General features: G+C 57.9%; 17 protein-coding genes. 13 read left to right on the top strand and 4 right to left on the bottom strand.

What is annotated here, in order from left to right:
- Nucleotides 1–6 precede the first annotated feature (6 nt).
- The 4 genes from carB to carA form a co-directional block, all read right to left on the bottom strand.
- A complete protein-coding gene (carB, locus tag AC0V6K_RS13630) occupies nt 7–3,330 on the bottom strand; it encodes a carbamoyl-phosphate synthase large subunit (protein WP_472623131.1) in 3,324 nt (1,107 codons plus the stop codon).
- Nucleotides 3,330–4,055 carry a hypothetical protein gene (locus AC0V6K_RS13625; protein WP_472623129.1) on the bottom strand — a complete coding sequence of 242 codons (726 nt, stop codon included), beginning with the start codon at nt 4,053–4,055 and terminating at the stop codon, nt 3,330–3,332. Before AC0V6K_RS13625 ends, carB begins: the two co-directional genes overlap by 1 nt.
- 160 nt (nt 4,056–4,215) lie before the next feature.
- Entirely contained in the window at nt 4,216–4,506 is a 291-nt protein-coding gene (locus AC0V6K_RS13620; RefSeq protein ID WP_472623127.1) for a hypothetical protein, read from the bottom strand.
- Between the two features lie 87 nt (nt 4,507–4,593).
- Nucleotides 4,594–5,775 (bottom strand): glutamine-hydrolyzing carbamoyl-phosphate synthase small subunit, encoded by a 1,182-nt coding sequence (carA, locus tag AC0V6K_RS13615; RefSeq protein ID WP_472623125.1) that lies wholly within the window; start codon nt 5,773–5,775, stop codon nt 4,594–4,596.
- Between the two features lie 148 nt (nt 5,776–5,923).
- Between carA and AC0V6K_RS13610 the strand changes: the two genes are divergently transcribed.
- The 13 genes from AC0V6K_RS13610 to rpsD all read left to right on the top strand — a co-directional run bounded on the left by AC0V6K_RS13610 (nt 5,924) and on the right by rpsD (nt 16,851).
- On the top strand, nt 5,924–6,376 hold the full coding sequence (locus AC0V6K_RS13610; protein WP_472623123.1) for a GatB/YqeY domain-containing protein: 453 nt from the start codon (nt 5,924–5,926) through the stop codon (nt 6,374–6,376).
- 60 nt (nt 6,377–6,436) lie between these two features.
- Nucleotides 6,437–8,326: a DNA primase gene (gene dnaG / locus AC0V6K_RS13605; protein ID WP_472623121.1), complete on the top strand. Its 1,890-nt coding sequence runs from the start codon at nt 6,437–6,439 to the stop codon at nt 8,324–8,326.
- Between the two features lie 9 nt (nt 8,327–8,335).
- Nucleotides 8,336–10,357 carry an RNA polymerase sigma factor RpoD gene (gene rpoD, locus AC0V6K_RS13600; RefSeq protein WP_472623119.1) on the top strand — a complete coding sequence of 674 codons (2,022 nt, stop codon included), beginning with the start codon at nt 8,336–8,338 and terminating at the stop codon, nt 10,355–10,357.
- Nucleotides 10,358–10,450: 93 nt separating this feature from the next.
- Nucleotides 10,451–11,074, top strand: coding sequence for a ParA family partition ATPase (gene parA / locus AC0V6K_RS13595; RefSeq protein ID WP_472623117.1), 624 nt, complete (start codon nt 10,451–10,453; stop codon nt 11,072–11,074).
- Nucleotides 11,075–11,142: 68 nt separating this feature from the next.
- On the top strand, nt 11,143–11,622 hold the full coding sequence (locus AC0V6K_RS13590) for an RpiB/LacA/LacB family sugar-phosphate isomerase (protein ID WP_472623115.1): 480 nt from the start codon (nt 11,143–11,145) through the stop codon (nt 11,620–11,622).
- Nucleotides 11,619–12,935 (top strand): serine hydroxymethyltransferase, encoded by a 1,317-nt coding sequence (gene glyA / locus AC0V6K_RS13585; protein WP_472623113.1) that lies wholly within the window; start codon nt 11,619–11,621, stop codon nt 12,933–12,935. The genes AC0V6K_RS13590 and glyA overlap by 4 nt, the downstream gene beginning before the upstream one ends.
- A complete protein-coding gene (locus AC0V6K_RS13580) occupies nt 12,932–13,153 on the top strand; it encodes a hypothetical protein (RefSeq protein ID WP_472623111.1) in 222 nt (73 codons plus the stop codon). Before glyA ends, AC0V6K_RS13580 begins: the two co-directional genes overlap by 4 nt.
- A gap of 9 nt (nt 13,154–13,162) precedes the next feature.
- The gene (gene nrdR, locus AC0V6K_RS13575) at nt 13,163–13,639 is read left to right on the top strand and encodes a transcriptional regulator NrdR (RefSeq protein WP_472623109.1); all 477 of its coding nucleotides are present in this window, start codon (nt 13,163–13,165) and stop codon (nt 13,637–13,639) included.
- A gap of 5 nt (nt 13,640–13,644) precedes the next feature.
- Nucleotides 13,645–14,385, top strand: a complete 741-nt coding sequence (locus AC0V6K_RS13570; RefSeq protein WP_472623107.1) for an RNA methyltransferase — start codon at nt 13,645–13,647, stop codon at nt 14,383–14,385.
- 14 nt (nt 14,386–14,399) lie between these two features.
- Complete coding sequence (locus tag AC0V6K_RS13565; RefSeq protein ID WP_472623105.1) at nt 14,400–15,245, top strand: FkbM family methyltransferase; 846 nt, start codon at nt 14,400–14,402, stop codon at nt 15,243–15,245.
- Nucleotides 15,246–15,365: 120 nt separating this feature from the next.
- Nucleotides 15,366–15,671, top strand: a complete 306-nt coding sequence (locus AC0V6K_RS13560; protein ID WP_472623103.1) for a hypothetical protein — start codon at nt 15,366–15,368, stop codon at nt 15,669–15,671.
- Nucleotides 15,672–15,735: 64 nt separating this feature from the next.
- The gene (locus AC0V6K_RS13555) at nt 15,736–16,059 is read left to right on the top strand and encodes a hypothetical protein (protein WP_472623101.1); all 324 of its coding nucleotides are present in this window, start codon (nt 15,736–15,738) and stop codon (nt 16,057–16,059) included.
- Between the two features lie 177 nt (nt 16,060–16,236).
- Nucleotides 16,237–16,851 carry a 30S ribosomal protein S4 gene (gene rpsD, locus AC0V6K_RS13550; RefSeq protein ID WP_472623099.1) on the top strand — a complete coding sequence of 205 codons (615 nt, stop codon included), beginning with the start codon at nt 16,237–16,239 and terminating at the stop codon, nt 16,849–16,851.
- Nucleotides 16,852–16,944 lie beyond the last annotated feature (93 nt).

Here is a 16,944-nt window from a genome sequence, read left to right as displayed (position 1 = left end):
ATTCGTTTAGCTATAATAGTCTTGTAACGACCGGACTTCAAGCTGATCTGGCGCAATCGCCGCGATAGCCGCCGCCGCAGCCCCCGAAGCGGTGGCCGTGGTGTAATACGGAACCTTCTTTTCAAGCGCCGTTGCGCGGATGGATTTCGAGTCCCGCAGAGACTGCCAACCTTCGGTCGTGTTAAAGATAAGCGCGACCTCACCATCGATGATCTTATCGACGATATGCGGCTGTCCTTCGGCGACCTTATTGACGTGCTCTACAGCCAGCCCCTGCTCAGCCAGATAGGTCTGCGTGCCGCCAGTCGCGATAACTTTGAAGCCGCTCTCGATCAGCGTCTTAACCGCAGGGATGATTACCGCTTTATCGGTGTTCTTAACCGATACGAACACAGTGCCTTCGCGCGGCAGCGTCATCCCAGCCCCCAGCTGCGACTTCAGGAACGCAGCGTTGAAGGTGGTGTCTATGCCCATGACTTCACCGGTCGAGCGCATCTCAGGCGTCAGAACAGGGTCGGCGCCTGGGAAACGGCCCCACGGGAACACAGCCTCTTTGATCGCAATGTAAGGCAGATCGCGCTTGAACGACTCAAAATCAGCGAGCTTTTCACCTGCCATCACGCGCGAAGCGATCTTGGCTACGGGCTGTCCAATCGCCTTGGCGACGAAGGGCACGGTGCGCGAGGCACGCGGATTCACCTCGATTAGGTAGACCTCCCCGTCTTTCACGGCGAATTGCACATTCATCAAACCGCGCACGCCGAGCGCCATGGCGAGTGCTTCGGCCTGCCGTTCCATTTCCTGCACGATCTCTGCTGGAAGTGAGTATGGCGGCAAGGTGCATGCGCTGTCGCCCGAGTGGACGCCGGCTTCCTCGATGTGCTGCATCACGCCTGCGATGCGGACTTCGTCGCCATCGCACAGCGCATCGACATCGCATTCGGTCGCATCGCGCAGATACTGGTCGACCAGTACGGGGCTGTCCCCGGACACGTTCACTGCCGTTTTGATGTAATCATCCAGTTGCGCCTCTGAATCGACAATTTCCATTGCGCGTCCACCGAGCACATAGGACGGGCGCAGTAGGACAGGATAACCGATGCGTGCGGCGACGGCGGCGGCTTCATCACGGCTGTATGCTATGCCGTTGTCGGGCTGTTTCAGGTTCAGCTTGTTGACCAGTTTGGCAAAACGCTCACGGTCTTCGGCAAGGTCAATCGCGTCGGGACTCGTGCCAAGGATCGGGATCCCCTCATCCTCCAGCGCCTGTGCGAGTTTCAGCGGGGTTTGCCCGCCAAACTGCACAATAACCCCCATCAGATCGCCCTTCGCCTGCTCTGTGCGCAGAATTTCGAGCACGTCCTCGTCGGTCAACGGCTCGAAATAGAGACGGTCAGACGTGTCATAGTCAGTCGAAACGGTCTCCGGATTGCAGTTGACCATGATCGTTTCATAGCCCTGCTCCGCCAGCGCGAAGCAGGCATGGACGCAGCAATAATCGAACTCGATGCCCTGCCCGATCCGGTTCGGACCACCGCCGAGGATGACAACCTTTTTGCGATCCGAAACATCGGCCTCACATTCCGGCTCGCCAAAGCTCGGCGCTTCATAGGTCGAGTACATGTAAGGCGTAATCGCCTCGAACTCGGCGGCGCAGCTGTCGATGCGCTTGAATACCGGGTGCACACCCAGCTTGTCGCGGAGTTGGCGAACCTCTGCCGCGCTGGTCGCGCCGGCCATTGCCTGAAGCGCATCATGCAGAAGTCCCGAACGGCGCGCCTGTGTCTCGGCCAATCCGTCTTTCACACCAACGGAGCGCACGGCGAGGCGCGCGAGGCGACGGTCGGAGAAGCCCATAGCTTTGAGGCTGCGAAGATCGGCAGCATTGTTGGGCAAGCCATCGGCCTGAACCTGCTTCTCCGCTTCAACGATCGCTTCGATCTGGCGCAGGAACCACGGGTCGAAATGGGTGATCGTGTTGATCTCTTCGACCGTGAAGCCCTCGCGGAAGGCCTGTGCGATTTTAAGGATGCGATCCGGTGTGCGCTGCGACAAAGCGGCGGTGATTGTATCGCGCCCCACCCCTTCCAATTCTCGCACACGGTTGAAGCCATCGAGGTCGGTTTCGAGGCCGCGCAGGGCCTTTTGCATCGATTCCTGGAAGTTGCGGCCGATGGCCATGACCTCGCCGACTGACTTCATCGCCGTCGAGAGCTTGGCTTCGGTACCCTTGAACTTCTCGAACGCGAAGCGCGGGATCTTGGTAACGACATAGTCGATTGTTGGCTCGAACGAAGCCGGGGTCGCGCCAGTGATCTCGTTGGTGATCTCATCAAGGGTGTACCCGACGGCCAGCTTCGCCGCGACGCGGGCGATGGGGAAGCCGGTGGCCTTGGATGCGAGCGCCGACGAACGCGAGACACGCGGGTTCATCTCGATCACGATCAGGCGGCCGTCTTTCGGGTTCACCGCGAACTGCACGTTCGAGCCGCCCGTCTCCACGCCGATCTCCCGCAGCACCTCAATGCTGGCGGTGCGCATGATCTGATACTCTTTGTCGGTCAGAGTCAGCGCGGGGGCGACCGTGATCGAATCCCCCGTGTGCACGCCCATCGGATCGACGTTTTCGATCGAGCAGATAATGATCGCGTTGTCCGCTTTATCGCGCACGACCTCCATCTCGTATTCCTTCCAGCCGAGCAGCGACTCCTCGATCAGAACCTCGGTGGTGGGGGACGCATCAAGGCCTTCGCGCACGATGCGGTCGAATTCCTGCGTGTTGTAGGCGATACCGCCGCCCGTTCCGCCAAGCGTGAAGGACGGGCGAATGATCGAGGGCAGACCAGTGCGCTCGAGCACTTCACGCGCTTCTTCAATGGTGTTCGCCACCCCGCTGCGCGCGCTTTCAAGGCCGATCTTGTCCATCGCATCGCGGAACCGCTGGCGGTTCTCTGCTTTGTCGATGGCATCGGCTTTGGCCCCGATCATCTCGACGCCGTGCTCTTTCAGAACGCCCGCATCCTCCAACGCCAGCGCACAGTTTAGCGCGGTCTGCCCGCCCATCGTGGGCAGCAGTGCGTCGGGCTTTTCCTTGGCGATGATCTTGGCGACGATTTCCGGCGTAATCGGCTCCACGTAGGTCGCGTCGGCAAACTCCGGATCGGTCATAATCGTGGCCGGATTGGAGTTGACGAGGATGACGCGGTAGCCGTCTTCCTTGAGCGCCTTGATCGCCTGAGTGCCGGAATAATCGAACTCGCATGCTTGCCCGATAATGATCGGACCAGCGCCAATGACGAGGATGGAAGAGATATCACTTCTTTTTGGCATTATATGTTCTTTGCTGCTTCTTTGACGGCATCACTTATAAGGGAGAGCAGTTGGCCAGCGGCGGCACCGATTGCGTGATCTTTGTACTTTTCAATCAACAACTTGAGGCCAACTACAAGAGTCAGTTCAATGCTCTTTAGGGTTGCAACACCCGCTCTAATTAGTTCACGCCCAGCCCTAAGCTGTCCTATGACCAATTCTCTTAGACCGTCCTCGCCGTCGATTGAGTTTTCCTTCTCAACCTTCTCAACTAGCGCTTTAATTGGCTCGTCGATCTTGGATCGTTGATTGTCATCAAATGCAATTATCCGGTCTGATGCGGGAGCATCTGGCGCTCTTTCGAGGGGTAACCTTTCAGTTGGTTCTCTGTCACTCGACTCGGAGTTCTTTAAGGCCGCTTCCAAAAAATCTGGACCGATGTGACGATATTTGTTGACGAGACTGCCCGCTACCCTTTGCTCATCGGAGACGATTTGAGTCGCCTGTTTTGGCCTCACAGCGAAAAAGTCACCTGCAAGTTCGTCTTGAATTCGCTCGAAGACTCCATCCGAACATAATCTATCGAAAACTGCCTCCAGTACCTCACGAGGAATGTTCTCAATAAGCACGCTTTCAAGTTGTGCGACTGCCTCATCTCTCAAGAGAAATGTCTGATTGAGAGAGCTATGACCCCTTTGGATTTCTGATATTGCAGCAGCTCGAACATATGGCTCAATATTAGCCATCAACTCAGCCCTCCGACTAACTTCTCGAACAGATGGAAACTGTGCTGGCGCCCCGGCGAAACTGCCCGGCAGTACAGACCACCAACCACAAAAAGGCCCTCCCCGCGCCGGACGCGGGAAGGGCCCCGTTTCACTCTAATGGGGTAAGAGTGATCCGTGACTATTCGCCGGTCGGCTTCGCCTCCGATGTTGGCGCGGCCATTTCGTCCATCATGTTGGAGATTTGCTCGGAAATGCAGGTTGATCCTTCGGCCATCAGAATATCCTCGGCTTCGGAAATGCTCGCATCGTCCGGAATTTTCGCCGTGAGGCATTCGCAGAATTGCTCGCCATTTACGTTGGAAGGCAGAGCTTTCGCTTGCTCGGCGCATTGCTGTGCGGCCTGTTCTTTGGCTGGCGTGCAAGCAGCCAAGGCGAGAATAGTTGTCGCAAGAAGAATTGGAAGACGCATGGGTACCCCTGAACCGTTTGTTGATGTTCAGCGGTTCTCGCGTGGCACTCGCGCAAAAACTATCCCATGAATGTGGTGTTCTGGGGCTCACGAAAGCCCTCCGACAAACTTCTCGAACAAATAAAAGCTATCTTGCGGCCCCGGCGATGCCTCTGGGTGATACTGCACGCCGAACGCTTGCTTGCCCTTTACCGCGATCCCGCAATTGGAGCCATCGAACAGACTGACATGCGTCTGCTCGAGCGTCTCAGGCAGCGTGTCAGCATCCACTGCGAAGCCATGGTTCATGCTGGTGATCTCAACCAGACCGGTTGTCTCGCCCCAGCCGTCACCCACACGCTGAACCGGATGGTTTGCGCCTCGGTGGCCCTGATGCATTTTTACCGTCTTTGCGCCCGCTGCCAGCGCAAGCATCTGGTGGCCAAGACAGATGCCGAACAGCGGCATGTCTGCATCTAGCAGCGCCTTGATCACGGGCACGGCATATTCACCGGTTGCCGCTGGGTCGCCGGGGCCATTGGAGAGAAACACGCCGTCAGGTTGCAATGCCATGATGTCATCGAAGGACGTCTTGGCCGGAACCACCGTCACCTTCGCCCCGGCTTTCACCAGATTGCGGAAGATGTTGTCCTTCGCTCCATAATCAATCGCGACAACATGGGGCTTGTTCGACCAGTCCGCGCGGCCATAGCCGTGGCCCAGCCGCCAATATCCGCCAGCCCAATCTTCTCGCGCGTCGCGGGTGACCTTCACGGCAAGGTCCATGCCTTCCAGCCCCGCCCACCCTTGAGCGCGGGCAACCAAGGCAGGAATATCAAAGGAGCCATCGGGTGAATGCGCAATCACCGCATTGGGCGCGCCCGACAGCCTGATCTTGCGGGTCAGCGCGCGCGTGTCGACGCCCGAAAGCCCGACTTTGCCGTTCTTCGCCATCCATTCGGTGAAGCGTTCGAGGCTGCGGAAGTTGCTCGGCTCGGTCACGTCTTCGCGCACCACGCAGCCAACCGCGCCCTCCACCTTGCTTTCGACATCTTCGCCATTGGCGCCGACATTGCCGATATGCGGGAAAGTGAAGGTGACGATCTGCGCGGCATAAGAGGGATCGGTCATTACCTCCTGATAGCCGGTCATCGCGGTGTTGAAGCACACTTCACCAACCGCATCACCGGTCGCCCCGAAACCACGCCCCCAAATCACGCTCCCATCGGCCAGAACGAGGACTCCCGTCGCACCTTTTGGTTGCGCAGGATTGGAGGCAGCAGAAGCCATTTCGAGGCCCTTCCGAGTCAGGTGTTTCCAGCAATGTCGCTAAGTCTTAGCGGCTAGGGTTGCATGGGGTTCCCGTCAACCTATCTCAGGCGCAATATGTCCGCTAAGACGCTGACAAGCACAAACCATCCACAGAAAGAACGAAACGATGATCCGGGACGACATCAAAGCCGCCACCATCACCGCCATGAAGGCAAAGGAAAAAGAGCGCACCGCAACGCTCCGTCAGATCGGCGCGAAGATCAAGGATCGCGACATCGAAGAGCGCACCAGTGGCAAGGACATTCCTGACGATGAGCTGGTAACTTCTGTTTTGCAGAAAATGGCCAAGCAGCGCCGCGAGTCGATTGAGATGTACGAAAGCGGCGGCCGTCAGGAACTGGCTGATAATGAAAAGGCCGAGCTTGCCGTGATCGAAGAATTCCTCCCGCAAATGATGAGCGAGGAAGAGACCAAGGCCGCGATTGAAGCGATCAAGGCCGAAACCGGCGCATCGAGCATGAAGGACATGGGTCAGGTCATGGGCGCTCTGAAAGCCAAGCATGGCGCGGTGCTTGATGGAAAGCTCGCCAGCGGCCTTGTGAAAGCGGCGCTGAGCTAACCACAAATATACCCACAGAGTGCGCTTGAACCTTATCCGGTTCGGGCGCACTGTCCTACTATGACCATCACCCCGCAATGGAAAGACGAACTGCGGGCGCGGATCACCCTATCAACGGTGATCATGCGCACCGAAAAGCTCGTCAAGAAAGGGCGGGAATGGACGGCGTGTTGCCCTTTTCATGACGAGAAGACGCCAAGCTTCTATGTCAATGATCAGAAGCAGTTCTATCACTGCTTTGGGTGCGGGGCGCATGGCGATGTCATCAGCTGGATGACGGAGCAGCGCGGTCTGTCCTTCATGGATGCTATCAAGGAACTGGCTGCCGAAGCCGGGATGGAGGTTCCTGCCCCTGATCCGCGTGCGGCCAAAAAGGCGGAGAAACGCGCCGAGTTGGTTGACGTCACAACTGGCGCACAAGATTGGTTTGTCGAACGCCTTCGATCGAGCGATGGACGCGAAGCGCTAGACTATCTCAACCGGCGCGGATTGAAGCCGGAGACCTTGCGCGAATTCGGCTTTGGTTGGGCGCCTGAAGACAAACAAGCCCTGCCCAAGGCCCTACCCAATTTTGACCCGCGCATGCTGATCGAAAGCGGCATGCGCATCACCACCGACGATGGCTCCACCTATGACCGGTTCCGCGGCCGCGTCATGCTGCCCATTCAGGATGCACGCGGGCGTGTGATCGCGTTCGGCGGACGTATTCTGGGCAAGCGCGATGGAGTGGCGAAATATCTCAACTCGCCCGACACACCGCTCTTCGACAAAAGCCGTACGCTCTATAACCTTCATCGAGCCGCACCGGCCTCGCGGCAGTCAGGCCGGATAGTCGTTGTCGAAGGCTATATGGATGTCGTCGCGCTTGCGCAGGCGGGCATCACCGATGCGGTCGCGCCACTCGGAACCGCACTGACCGAACTGCAACTCGAAATGTTGTGGCGCATGGTAGAGGTGCCGGTGCTGTGCTTTGACGGGGATGCAGCCGGACAAAAGGCAGCGATGCGCGCGATTGCCCGCGCTCTGCCTCTGCTGGCTCCCATGCGTTCGCTTTCTATTGTGCGGTTGCCGACCGGCTTGGACCCAGACGATCTGATCGCGCAGCAAGGCGTGGGCGCAATGGAGCGATTGCTGGCAAACCCGAAAACGATCCTCGACATGCTGTGGGAGTATGAGCGCGATGCGCAGCCGCTGGCGACCCCCGAAGCGAAAGCCGGATTGAAAGCGCGGCTTATGGCGCATGTCGACACGATTGAAGACCGCGATATCCAGTCGCTTTATCGCCGCGAATTGCTCGACCGGTATTCCGCCTTCGCCTACCCGCCAAGGCAACCGCGCACCAATCAACCACGACAGCAATGGCAGCGCGGCAAGCCCCTGCGCACCGGACTTTCGAGCGAGGCAAAAGCTGTCCTTCAACGGACTATGGCGGGCGGTCAGCGCGGCAATCTGCTTAGCGCTGTTCTGCGCGGTCTTGTTCGCCATCCTGATCAAATCAGCGAGCATGCCGAAGCACTAATCAGGCTGTCCAAGGTCGACCAACAAGCCGCACCGGCAATTGAATCGTTGATCGAACTGTCAGAAACGCTTGATTCGCGCGCCGAACCCGCCATATCAGACTGGCAAGGCAGTCCTGCCCCACCGGATGAACATCGATACGCCTTCCTCAGAGAAGGCACAGACCCCGGTGAAGCGCGCGAGGAACTGGCCGAAGCTGTGTCGTTGCTGGCCCAAAAACCAGCGCTCGAAGCCGCTATGGCGGCAACGGTCGCCCGGTTTGATGAAGACCCGGAAGGGGCTTTCGCGGAACAAGCAAGGCTGCGGCAACAGCTCACGACAGTTGACGAGCGTTTGAAGAATTTCGGGCGCAAGAAGGCCGCTTCGGCGGCGGGATCAGAATTAACAGCGGCGTCTGCGGAGACTTCCCCGGACGACCCCGAAACGGATTGACGAGTTTACATGGCTTCGACCGCGAAATCGAAAGATAATGAAGACGCTCCCCTGATCGACCTCAATGAGGCCGCGATCAAGAAGCTGATGGCTAAGGGCAAGAAGAAGGGCTACCTCACATACGATGAGCTCAATGAAGCCCTGCCTTCGGGCGAGATGAGCCCCGACCAGATCGAAGACATTCAGACCGCGCTGTCCGAAATGGGCGTGCAGATCGTCGAGAATGACGAAGAGGCTGAGGCTGAGGCTGAGCAAGAAGCCGAAGTCGAGGAAATGTCTGTCGGTGACGACAAGAAAAAAGACGAGAAAGCTGTCGCCAAACCAGCGGCTAAAAAGACCGCCGCCGATGGTCGCACGGATGATCCTGTGCGCATGTACCTGCGCGAGATGGGCGCAGTCGAGTTGCTCAGCCGCGAAGGCGAAATCGCAATCGCGAAGCGCATCGAGTCCGGCCGCGACATGATGATCATCGGCCTGTGCCAAAGCCCGATCACCTTCCATGCCATTATCCAGTGGTCAGAAGCGCTCAATGCTGAGGACATGCAGCTGCGCGAAATCCTTGATCTTGATGCGATGCTTTCAAAAGAGCCCCCGCCAGACAAGATGGAAGAGGAGAACGAAGAGGACAGCGGCGAGATCTCGGAAGAGACCGCTGGCCCAACTATCGTTGATGACGATGACAGCGACAGCGACGACGAGTCCGAAGAGGGTGAAGACGGCGAAGAAGACGGCTCCAAGAAGGAAGAAGAAGAGGAAGAGGACAACACCCTTTCCCTCGCCCAGATGGAAGCCGCTCTGAAACCGGATGCCATCGATCGTTTCGCGCGGATCACCAAGCTGTTCAAGACCTTCGAAAAGCTTCAGGCTGAGCGGGTCGAAACGCTTGCCGCAGGTGGTGAATTCCCGAAGGCAAAAGAAAACAAGTACGAGAAGCTTGGCGACGAGCTGACCGCTGAAGTGGAATCGATGCAGTTCCACGCGACCAAGATCGAATTCCTGGTCGACAACCTCTACGCCTTTAACCGTCGTCTGACCGCTTTGGGTGGCCAGATGCTTCGCCTAGCCGAGCGTCACAAGATCAAGCGGATCGACTTCCTCAATGGCTATGTCGGCAATGAAATGGACGACGCCTGGATCAAGGAAAAGGCCAAGAAGGACAAGAAATGGACTGCCTTCCTTGAGAAGGAAGGAGCCGCGATTGAGCGCATCCGCACCGAAATCGCTGACATTGCCGCGCAAACCGGCATGGCTTTACCTGAATTCCGCCGCATCGTGAACATGGTGCAAAAAGGCGAGCGTGAAGCGCGTATCGCAAAGAAGGAAATGGTTGAGGCGAACCTGCGTCTCGTGATTTCCATCGCCAAGAAATACACCAACCGTGGCCTGCAATTCCTTGATCTCATTCAGGAAGGCAACATCGGCCTGATGAAAGCGGTCGACAAATTCGAGTACCGCCGCGGTTACAAATTCAGCACCTATGCGACCTGGTGGATCCGTCAGGCGATCACCCGCTCGATCGCAGACCAAGCTCGTACGATCCGTATTCCGGTCCACATGATCGAGACGATCAACAAGCTGGTCCGCACAAGTCGTCAGTTCCTTCACGAAGAAGGCCGTGAACCGACGCCGGAAGAAATGGCCGCGCGTCTTTCGATGCCGCTGGAGAAGGTTCGCAAGGTGATGAAAATCGCCAAGGAACCGATCAGCCTCGAAACGCCTATCGGCGACGAAGAAGATTCCCATCTGGGCGATTTCATCGAGGACAAGAACGCGATTATTCCGGTGGACGCCGCCATTCAGGCAAACCTGAAAGAGACGGTCACCCGCGTCCTCGCCTCGCTGACCCCGCGCGAAGAACGCGTGCTCCGCATGCGTTTTGGTATCGGCATGAATACTGACCACACTCTGGAAGAGGTCGGCCAACAGTTCAGCGTGACCCGCGAACGTATCCGTCAGATCGAAGCCAAGGCGCTGCGCAAGCTCAAGCACCCAAGCCGTTCGCGCAAAATGCGGTCGTTCCTAGATCAGTAGTCGCTGTTCTTCCCCTGTGGAAACTGGCATCTCGCAATAGGTCCTCAAATGCTGTAGCTATTGTGCAGTGCAGCATTTATGGGACGTCGCAGCATGCCAACAACCATCGCCATCGTCAGTCAAAAGGGTGGATCTGGTAAGACCACCCTCGCCGTTCACCTCGGCACGCGCGCCGCGCAGGCGGGGCTGGAAAGCTGTGTGATCGACACCGATCCTCAGGCAACCGCTGCCGCATGGTCCGATTGGCGCGGGGATTTTCTGCCCGTGGTCATTACCGCGCCCCCTGCCCGTCTTGGCCGCACCATCGAAAGCGCGAAGAAGAACGGCGTCGAGTTTGTCGTGATTGACACTCCGCCCCATGCCGATGCCGCCGCGCGCGAGGCGATCAAGGCTGCGGATATAGTCTTGATCCCGACTAAGCCGCGCGCGTTCGACCTCCACGCGCTTGAGCCCATCGCTGACCTTGTCGCGTTCGCGAAAAAGCCAGCCTACGTCGTGCTCAATGGCGTCCCAGCTGGCGCGACTGTACTGACGAAAGATGCCAAGAAGGCAGCAAAGAAGATGGGCCTGAAAATGTGCTCCGTCGAATTGGGTGACCGCGCGGCCTTTCACCGCTCAAGTGCCAAGGGCGAAACCGCATCCGAAGTCGATCCCAGCGGCAAGGCGGCCAAGGAAGTTGAGAAACTCTGGAAGTGGCTCAACAAAAAGTTGAGCTAAGAAACGGATGGTCGAAAAGCACCTTTGACGGGGTGGCACGACTGCTCTCACACGACTATATCGCCTGCATGCGTATTGCTATTGCCTCAGACCACGCCGCGACCGACCTGAAGGCCGATCTTGCCGAATGGTTGATCGATGTGGGTCACGAAGTTGCAGACCTTGGCCCCGATGCGGGTGAGAGCGTCGATTATCCGGATTACGGATACAAGCTGGCCGATGTGATCGCCGATGGCACCGTCGATTTCGGCGTTGCCCTCTGCGGCAGCGGCATTGGTATCTCGATGAGCGTTAATCGCCACCCACAGGTGCGCTGCGCTCTGGTTTCTGAGCCGCTCTCGGCTGCTCTGGCACGGGAACACAACAATGCAAACTGTATTGCCATGGGTGCACGCCTGACAGGCATCGAAATGGCGAAGTCTTGCGTAGCTACTTTTCTGGAGACTGAATTTGCGGATGCGGATGATCCCAACGGTCGCCATCAACGCCGGGTTGCAAAGCTTGGCACACCGCCCATTCAAACCGATCACATCGAGACCCATCAATGAGCACCCTTCCCTCTGACATCGCATCGCCTATGGACGGCTTCTGGAAAGACACTCTGGCTCAAGCCGATCCTGAAATTGCGGAAGCGGTTGGCAAGGAACTTGGCCGTCAGCGCGACAAGATCGAGCTGATCGCCAGCGAGAACATCGCCTCGCGCGCTGTGCTTGAAGCGACTGGCAGCGTATTCACCAACAAGTATGCAGAGGGCTATCCGGGCAAGCGTTACTATGGCGGCTGCGACTACGCAGATGTGGTCGAAACGCTCGCAATTGAGCGCGCCAAGCAGCTTTTTGGGTGCAATTTCGCCAATGTTCAGCCGAACAGCGGCTCGCAAATGAACCAGGCGGTGTTCCTCGCTCTGCTGGAGCCGGGCGACACCTTTATGGGGCTCGACCTGAATTCGGGTGGCCACCTCACGCACGGTTCCCCTGTCAACATGTCGGGCAAATGGTTCAACCCGGTCAGCTATGGCGTGACCGAGGGTGAAGAGCTGATCGATATGGAAGCGGTCGCGGCGACCGCGCGCGAGCACAAGCCGAAGCTGATCATCTGCGGCGGCACTGCATATTCACGCACATGGGACTTCGGCGCTTTCCGCAAGATCGCTGACGAAGTGGGCGCATACCTGCTGTGCGACATGAGCCACATTTCTGGCCTCGTGGCCGGCGGTGCGCACCCCTCGCCCTTCCCGCATTGCGATATCGTCACTTCGACGACGCACAAAAGCCTGCGCGGTCCGCGTTCGGGCATCATCCTGTGGAACGACGAGAAGCTGACAAAGCCGCTCAATATGGCGGTGTTCCCCGGCCTTCAGGGCGGTCCGCTTATGCATGTGGTCGCGGCCAAGGCCGTGGCCTTCCGTGAAGCGCTTCAGCCTGAATTCAAGACCTACGCCCACCGCATTGTTGAAAACGCGCGTGCGCTGGCGGCAAGCCTTGAGGAGAACGGCCTGCGGATTGTTTCTGGCGGTACGGACAACCACTCGATGCTGGTTGATCTCACTGCGAAGGACGTGACCGGCAAGGATGCTGAGAAGGGTCTCGATCGCGCTTGGTTGACCTGCAACAAGAACGGCATCCCGTTCGACACGCGGTCGCCCTTCGTCACCAGCGGCATTCGTCTCGGCACGCCTGCTGGTACCACGCGCGGCTTTGGCCCCGTTGAATTCCGCAAGGTGGGTGAATTGATCGCCCGCGTTATTGATGGCTTGGCGAAAAACGGCGCCGAAGGCGATGCGCAGGTCGAAGAACAGGTTCGTGGCGAAGTTGCGAAGCTTTGCGCGGACTTCCCTGTTTATCCGGACCCGGCAGCATGAGTCAGGATGATTACAACAATGGCTATGACCTAGGTGAGCGTGCGCGCAAGGAATTGAAGGGCATGGCCAAACAGGGCGTAAAGCATCCTTCGACCCCACCGGTGCTGACTGGCGCGGCGATTGGGGCGGTCGCAGGCGCTTTGCTGCCGATCGTCAGCGTGCCCGCTGGCCTGCTGGTGGGTGCAGGGATTGCTTTCTACACCCGCATAAAGAAGTAAGTCCTTTCAATGCGCTGCCCCTTTTGCGCCCATGATGACACGCAGGTGAAAGACAGCCGCCCGACCGAGGACAACACCTCGATCCGGCGTAGGCGTCAGTGTTCTTCCTGCGGAGCTCGGTTTACTACGTTTGAGCGCGTTCAATTGCGCGAGGTGACCATCGTCAAAGCAGGTCTTGATGGTGGCGAGCCTCGCCGGGAACCATTCGACCGAGAGAAGCTTGAAAAGTCCGTCGCGCTGGCATGCCGCAAACGCGATGTGTCGCAGGAGCGGATCGATCAGTTGGTTTCCGGCATCCAGCGTCAGGTTGAAACGGCGGGCGAGGCTGAAGTCCCCTCCTCTCGCATCGGCGAGCTGGTTATGGACGGTCTGAAACAGATCGATTCCGTCGCATATATCCGCTTCGCCAGCGTCTACCGCGACTTCTCAGAAGCGCGCGATTTCGAGGAATTCGCCAGCACGGTAGCCGACGCGGCTAAGGACTAGGTGAGATGAGCGACAATCAGCCCATCATCGTTCTCGTCCGGCCGCAGCTGGGAGAGAACATCGGCAAAGCCGCGCGCGCGATGCTCAATTTTGGGCTCACTGAGATGCGCATAGTCAATCCTCGCGATGGCTGGCCCAACCCTTCGTCAGGTCCTGCTGCTGCGGGCGCCGACATGGTTCTGGATCAGGCCAAGATCTACGACACTGCTGCCGAAGCCGTCGCCGATTGCGAGCATGTTTATGCCACAACCGTGCGCAAACGCGGCGTGACCAAGCCGGTTGTCGGGCCAGACGGAGCGGCGAAGCTGATGCACTCACAGTCTGGGCGCCACGCCATTCTGTTCGGGCGCGAGGCTTCGGGGCTGGCAACCGAAGATGTGGCTCTCGCCCGGCATATTCTGACGGTTCCGATCAATCCGGAGTTCGGTTCGCTCAATCTCGCTCAGGCGGTGATCCTGTGCGCCTATGAATGGTCCCGGATTGGCCGCGAACAGGGTACATCGGGAGACTTGGTGCAGCCTACGGCAGAGGATGAACTGCTTCCCCCTGCCCCACAGGAATATCTCGACGGTCTTATCGAGCACTTCGATAAGTTATTGGCCCCGCGTGGATACTTCTTGCCAGAACCGCGCGCAGATGCCACGCGCCGCACCCTGCGCAGTGTATTGACCAAGCCGGGCTGGAACCACCTTGAGGTGCGCACCTTGCGCGGCATTCTGAGCACGCTAGAGCGCGATCCGCGCTGAATGAGAAGGCAGAGATGAATCGCGTCGAAAAGGCCAGCGCTTTCCGGCCCCAATGGCCCGCACCCAATGCGGGAGCGATGGCGCGCGACTTCATGTTGTGGCGCCATCTGCGCGTGGTTCGTGCACGGGCAATGCGACACTTCCATAATGCGTTGAGCTCTGATGATCAGCCCGTGCAGAGCGTTTACGGCGTGAAGATGTGGTCGAACTGGTCGGACAAGACTTTCGCTTACTGTCACTATGGCACTTACGGCAATTACCTCGCCAATCTGATCGGGGCTGTCGATCAGCCTTTCGTGTTCCTCGATATCGGAGCGAACCAGGGTTTGTTCTCGCTGATTGCGGGCAAGAATCCAGCCTGTCAGAAGATCGTCGCGCTTGATCCGGTGCCGGATACCTATGCGCGCCTGGCCCGCAATCTAGAGCTGAATGGCCTATCGGACCGCAGCGTGGCTTTCAATTTCGGGTTGTCTGACAAAGCCGAGACCCATGCCATTACGCTCAGCAAAGCACACAGTGGCATGGCCACGTTGGGCGACCACGCGGAGCAGATGAGCGGCGAACACAGCCAAATCATGGTCAAGCTGGCAACAATGGACGAAGTTGCTAAGCATCTACCAGACGATCTTCCGATCTTCGTGAAGATCGATGTGGAGGGCCATGAGGAGGTCGTGATCCGCCAACTGCTTGGCTCCGACCACGCGGACAGGATCATCGCCTTGTTTTATGAACAGGACGACCGCTGGAGCGACGATTCCTCAATAACCGACGCGCTCCGTTCTCATGGGTTCGAGCAACGGCAGATCTACGGACGAGGTAAGCACTATGACGTGCTCGCTGTGCCTATGTCCGACATCTAAATCACTCGGAACCAATCTTTACTCGAATACGTAGTGCAGAGGATGGCCTCTTGACCGTAGACAGGTCATAAAGTCGCCGTTACGAATACCTCTCCCCTAATCAAACTCCTGAGGAAATTGATGAAAACTGGTTTTGCTCTTGCGGCAGCCTTGCTCGCTGCACCTCTGCTTTCTGTGTCTGCTATGGCTGATGAACCCGAAGCCAAAGCTGGCGCCAAGGACAATACCGAGCAGGTTGATCTGGAGCCCACAGAAACAACTGCCGACAAACCGGCCGAAGCCGCAGCGCCAGCAGTGGAGATCAAGGAACGCAAGGTCGAAGAAAAGCGCATTTGTCGCCGCGTGAGGCTTGATGCCGGCAGCCGCCGGGCAACCAAAGTTTGCAAGACCAAAGAGGAATGGCGTCAGTTCAATCAGCGTCGTTGAGCGACATTCATCCTGCGGCAATGTCACAAGCGTATGATTTTACTTCGATAAAAGGAGGTCGATCATGTTCTTGACACTTGCCGCCGCGATGTTGCCGCTTGTTCCTATTGCCGCAGACGATGCGAGGCTTTCCAAAAAGAAGACCTTTGTATCCGTCGCGGCGCAAGCCGAGCTTGAAGCGCCTTCGGATGAGCGTGTCCTCTGCCTCGATCGTCAACGGGCCAAGAGTATTTGCCTGACCGAAGCCGAGTGGACGGAAGCAATCAAACTGGCTGAGAATGCTCCAAAGAAAGGTCCGCGCCCTTTCATCCCCCAGGATCTCGGTAACTATCAGCAGAGAAGTTCGTTTGACGGCATACCCGCTGCACTGACTACTCGTCGCTTCTAGAGGCGATTCATCCGTCGAACGACTTGACGCGCAGTGGATTCCTGCTATCCGCGCGCCTTCGCAAATGGGCTCCGCACCCCGGTGAAGCGGAAGCCGCGCATGGATTAACACCATGCGGAGCGATGCCGGGTTCAATGTCCACCACTGGGGTGGGCCAGCAAATTTGAAGGATGACTTATGTCTAAGCGCAAGAGCGCCAAGTACAAACTCGACCGCCGGATGGGCGAAAACATCTGGGGTCGTCCCAATTCTCCGGTGAACAAGCGTTCCTACGGCCCGGGCCAGCACGGTCAGCGTCGTAAGAGCAAGATGAGCGACTTCGGTCTGCAGCTGCGCGCCAAGCAGAAGCTCAAAGGCTACTACGGTGACGTCACCGAGAAGCAGTTCCGCCGCACCTACAAAGACGCCGACAAGATGAAGGGCGATACCGGTCAGAACTTGATCGGCCTGCTCGAGCGTCGTCTGGACATGATCGTGTACCGCGCAAAGTTCGCTCCGACGATCTTTGCCGCGCGTCAGATCGTTTCGCACGGTCACATTTATGTGAACGGCGTGAAGTGCAACATTGCGAGCCGTCGCATCAATGTTGGCGACGAAATCAGCCTCGGTAAGAAAGCCAAGGAAATGGCTCTCGTGATCGAAGCACAGAGCCTGCCAGAGCGTGAAATTCCAGACTACGTCGTTCCAGAAGGCAACGACAAGGTCGCTTTCAGCCGCGTACCGAAGCTTGACGAAGTGCCCTATCCGGTCACCATGGAACCGAACCTCGTGGTCGAGTTTTACTCGCGTTAAGCCAGTCTGGCTTTTCGAAGCGAAGAATTTCGGGCGGTCCTTCGGGGCCGCCCTTTTCTTTTGGGATCAGGAGTGCAAACCTCGGCCGCTCTT

This window comes from Erythrobacter sp. S43, assembly GCF_057364955.1.
The sequence above is the reverse complement of the archived record's forward strand: the minus strand, read 5'-3'. Positions and strand labels throughout refer to the sequence as shown.

Bases quoted from the DNA above. Each gene is read 5' to 3' on its own strand.
- AC0V6K_RS13565 (WP_472623105.1), top strand. From the start codon at position 14,400: ATGAATCGCGTCGAAAAGGCCAGCGCTTTCCGGCCCCAATGGCCCGCA.
- nrdR (WP_472623109.1), top strand. From the start codon at position 13,163: ATGCGCTGCCCCTTTTGCGCCCATGATGACACGCAGGTGAAAGACAGC.
- AC0V6K_RS13570 (WP_472623107.1), top strand. From the start codon at position 13,645: ATGAGCGACAATCAGCCCATCATCGTTCTCGTCCGGCCGCAGCTGGGA.
- glyA (WP_472623113.1), top strand. From the start codon at position 11,619: ATGAGCACCCTTCCCTCTGACATCGCATCGCCTATGGACGGCTTCTGG.
- AC0V6K_RS13555 (WP_472623101.1), top strand. From the start codon at position 15,736: ATGTTCTTGACACTTGCCGCCGCGATGTTGCCGCTTGTTCCTATTGCC.
- carA (WP_472623125.1), bottom strand. From the start codon at position 5,775: ATGGCTTCTGCTGCCTCCAATCCTGCGCAACCAAAAGGTGCGACGGGA.
- AC0V6K_RS13590 (WP_472623115.1), top strand. From the start codon at position 11,143: ATGCGTATTGCTATTGCCTCAGACCACGCCGCGACCGACCTGAAGGCC.
- rpsD (WP_472623099.1), top strand. From the start codon at position 16,237: ATGTCTAAGCGCAAGAGCGCCAAGTACAAACTCGACCGCCGGATGGGC.
- AC0V6K_RS13620 (WP_472623127.1), bottom strand. From the start codon at position 4,506: ATGCGTCTTCCAATTCTTCTTGCGACAACTATTCTCGCCTTGGCTGCT.
- parA (WP_472623117.1), top strand. From the start codon at position 10,451: ATGCCAACAACCATCGCCATCGTCAGTCAAAAGGGTGGATCTGGTAAG.
- AC0V6K_RS13625 (WP_472623129.1), bottom strand. From the start codon at position 4,055: ATGGCTAATATTGAGCCATATGTTCGAGCTGCTGCAATATCAGAAATC.
- AC0V6K_RS13580 (WP_472623111.1), top strand. From the start codon at position 12,932: ATGAGTCAGGATGATTACAACAATGGCTATGACCTAGGTGAGCGTGCG.
- AC0V6K_RS13560 (WP_472623103.1), top strand. From the start codon at position 15,366: ATGAAAACTGGTTTTGCTCTTGCGGCAGCCTTGCTCGCTGCACCTCTG.
- rpoD (WP_472623119.1), top strand. From the start codon at position 8,336: ATGGCTTCGACCGCGAAATCGAAAGATAATGAAGACGCTCCCCTGATC.
- carB (WP_472623131.1), bottom strand. From the start codon at position 3,330: ATGCCAAAAAGAAGTGATATCTCTTCCATCCTCGTCATTGGCGCTGGT.
- AC0V6K_RS13610 (WP_472623123.1), top strand. From the start codon at position 5,924: ATGATCCGGGACGACATCAAAGCCGCCACCATCACCGCCATGAAGGCA.
- dnaG (WP_472623121.1), top strand. From the start codon at position 6,437: ATGACCATCACCCCGCAATGGAAAGACGAACTGCGGGCGCGGATCACC.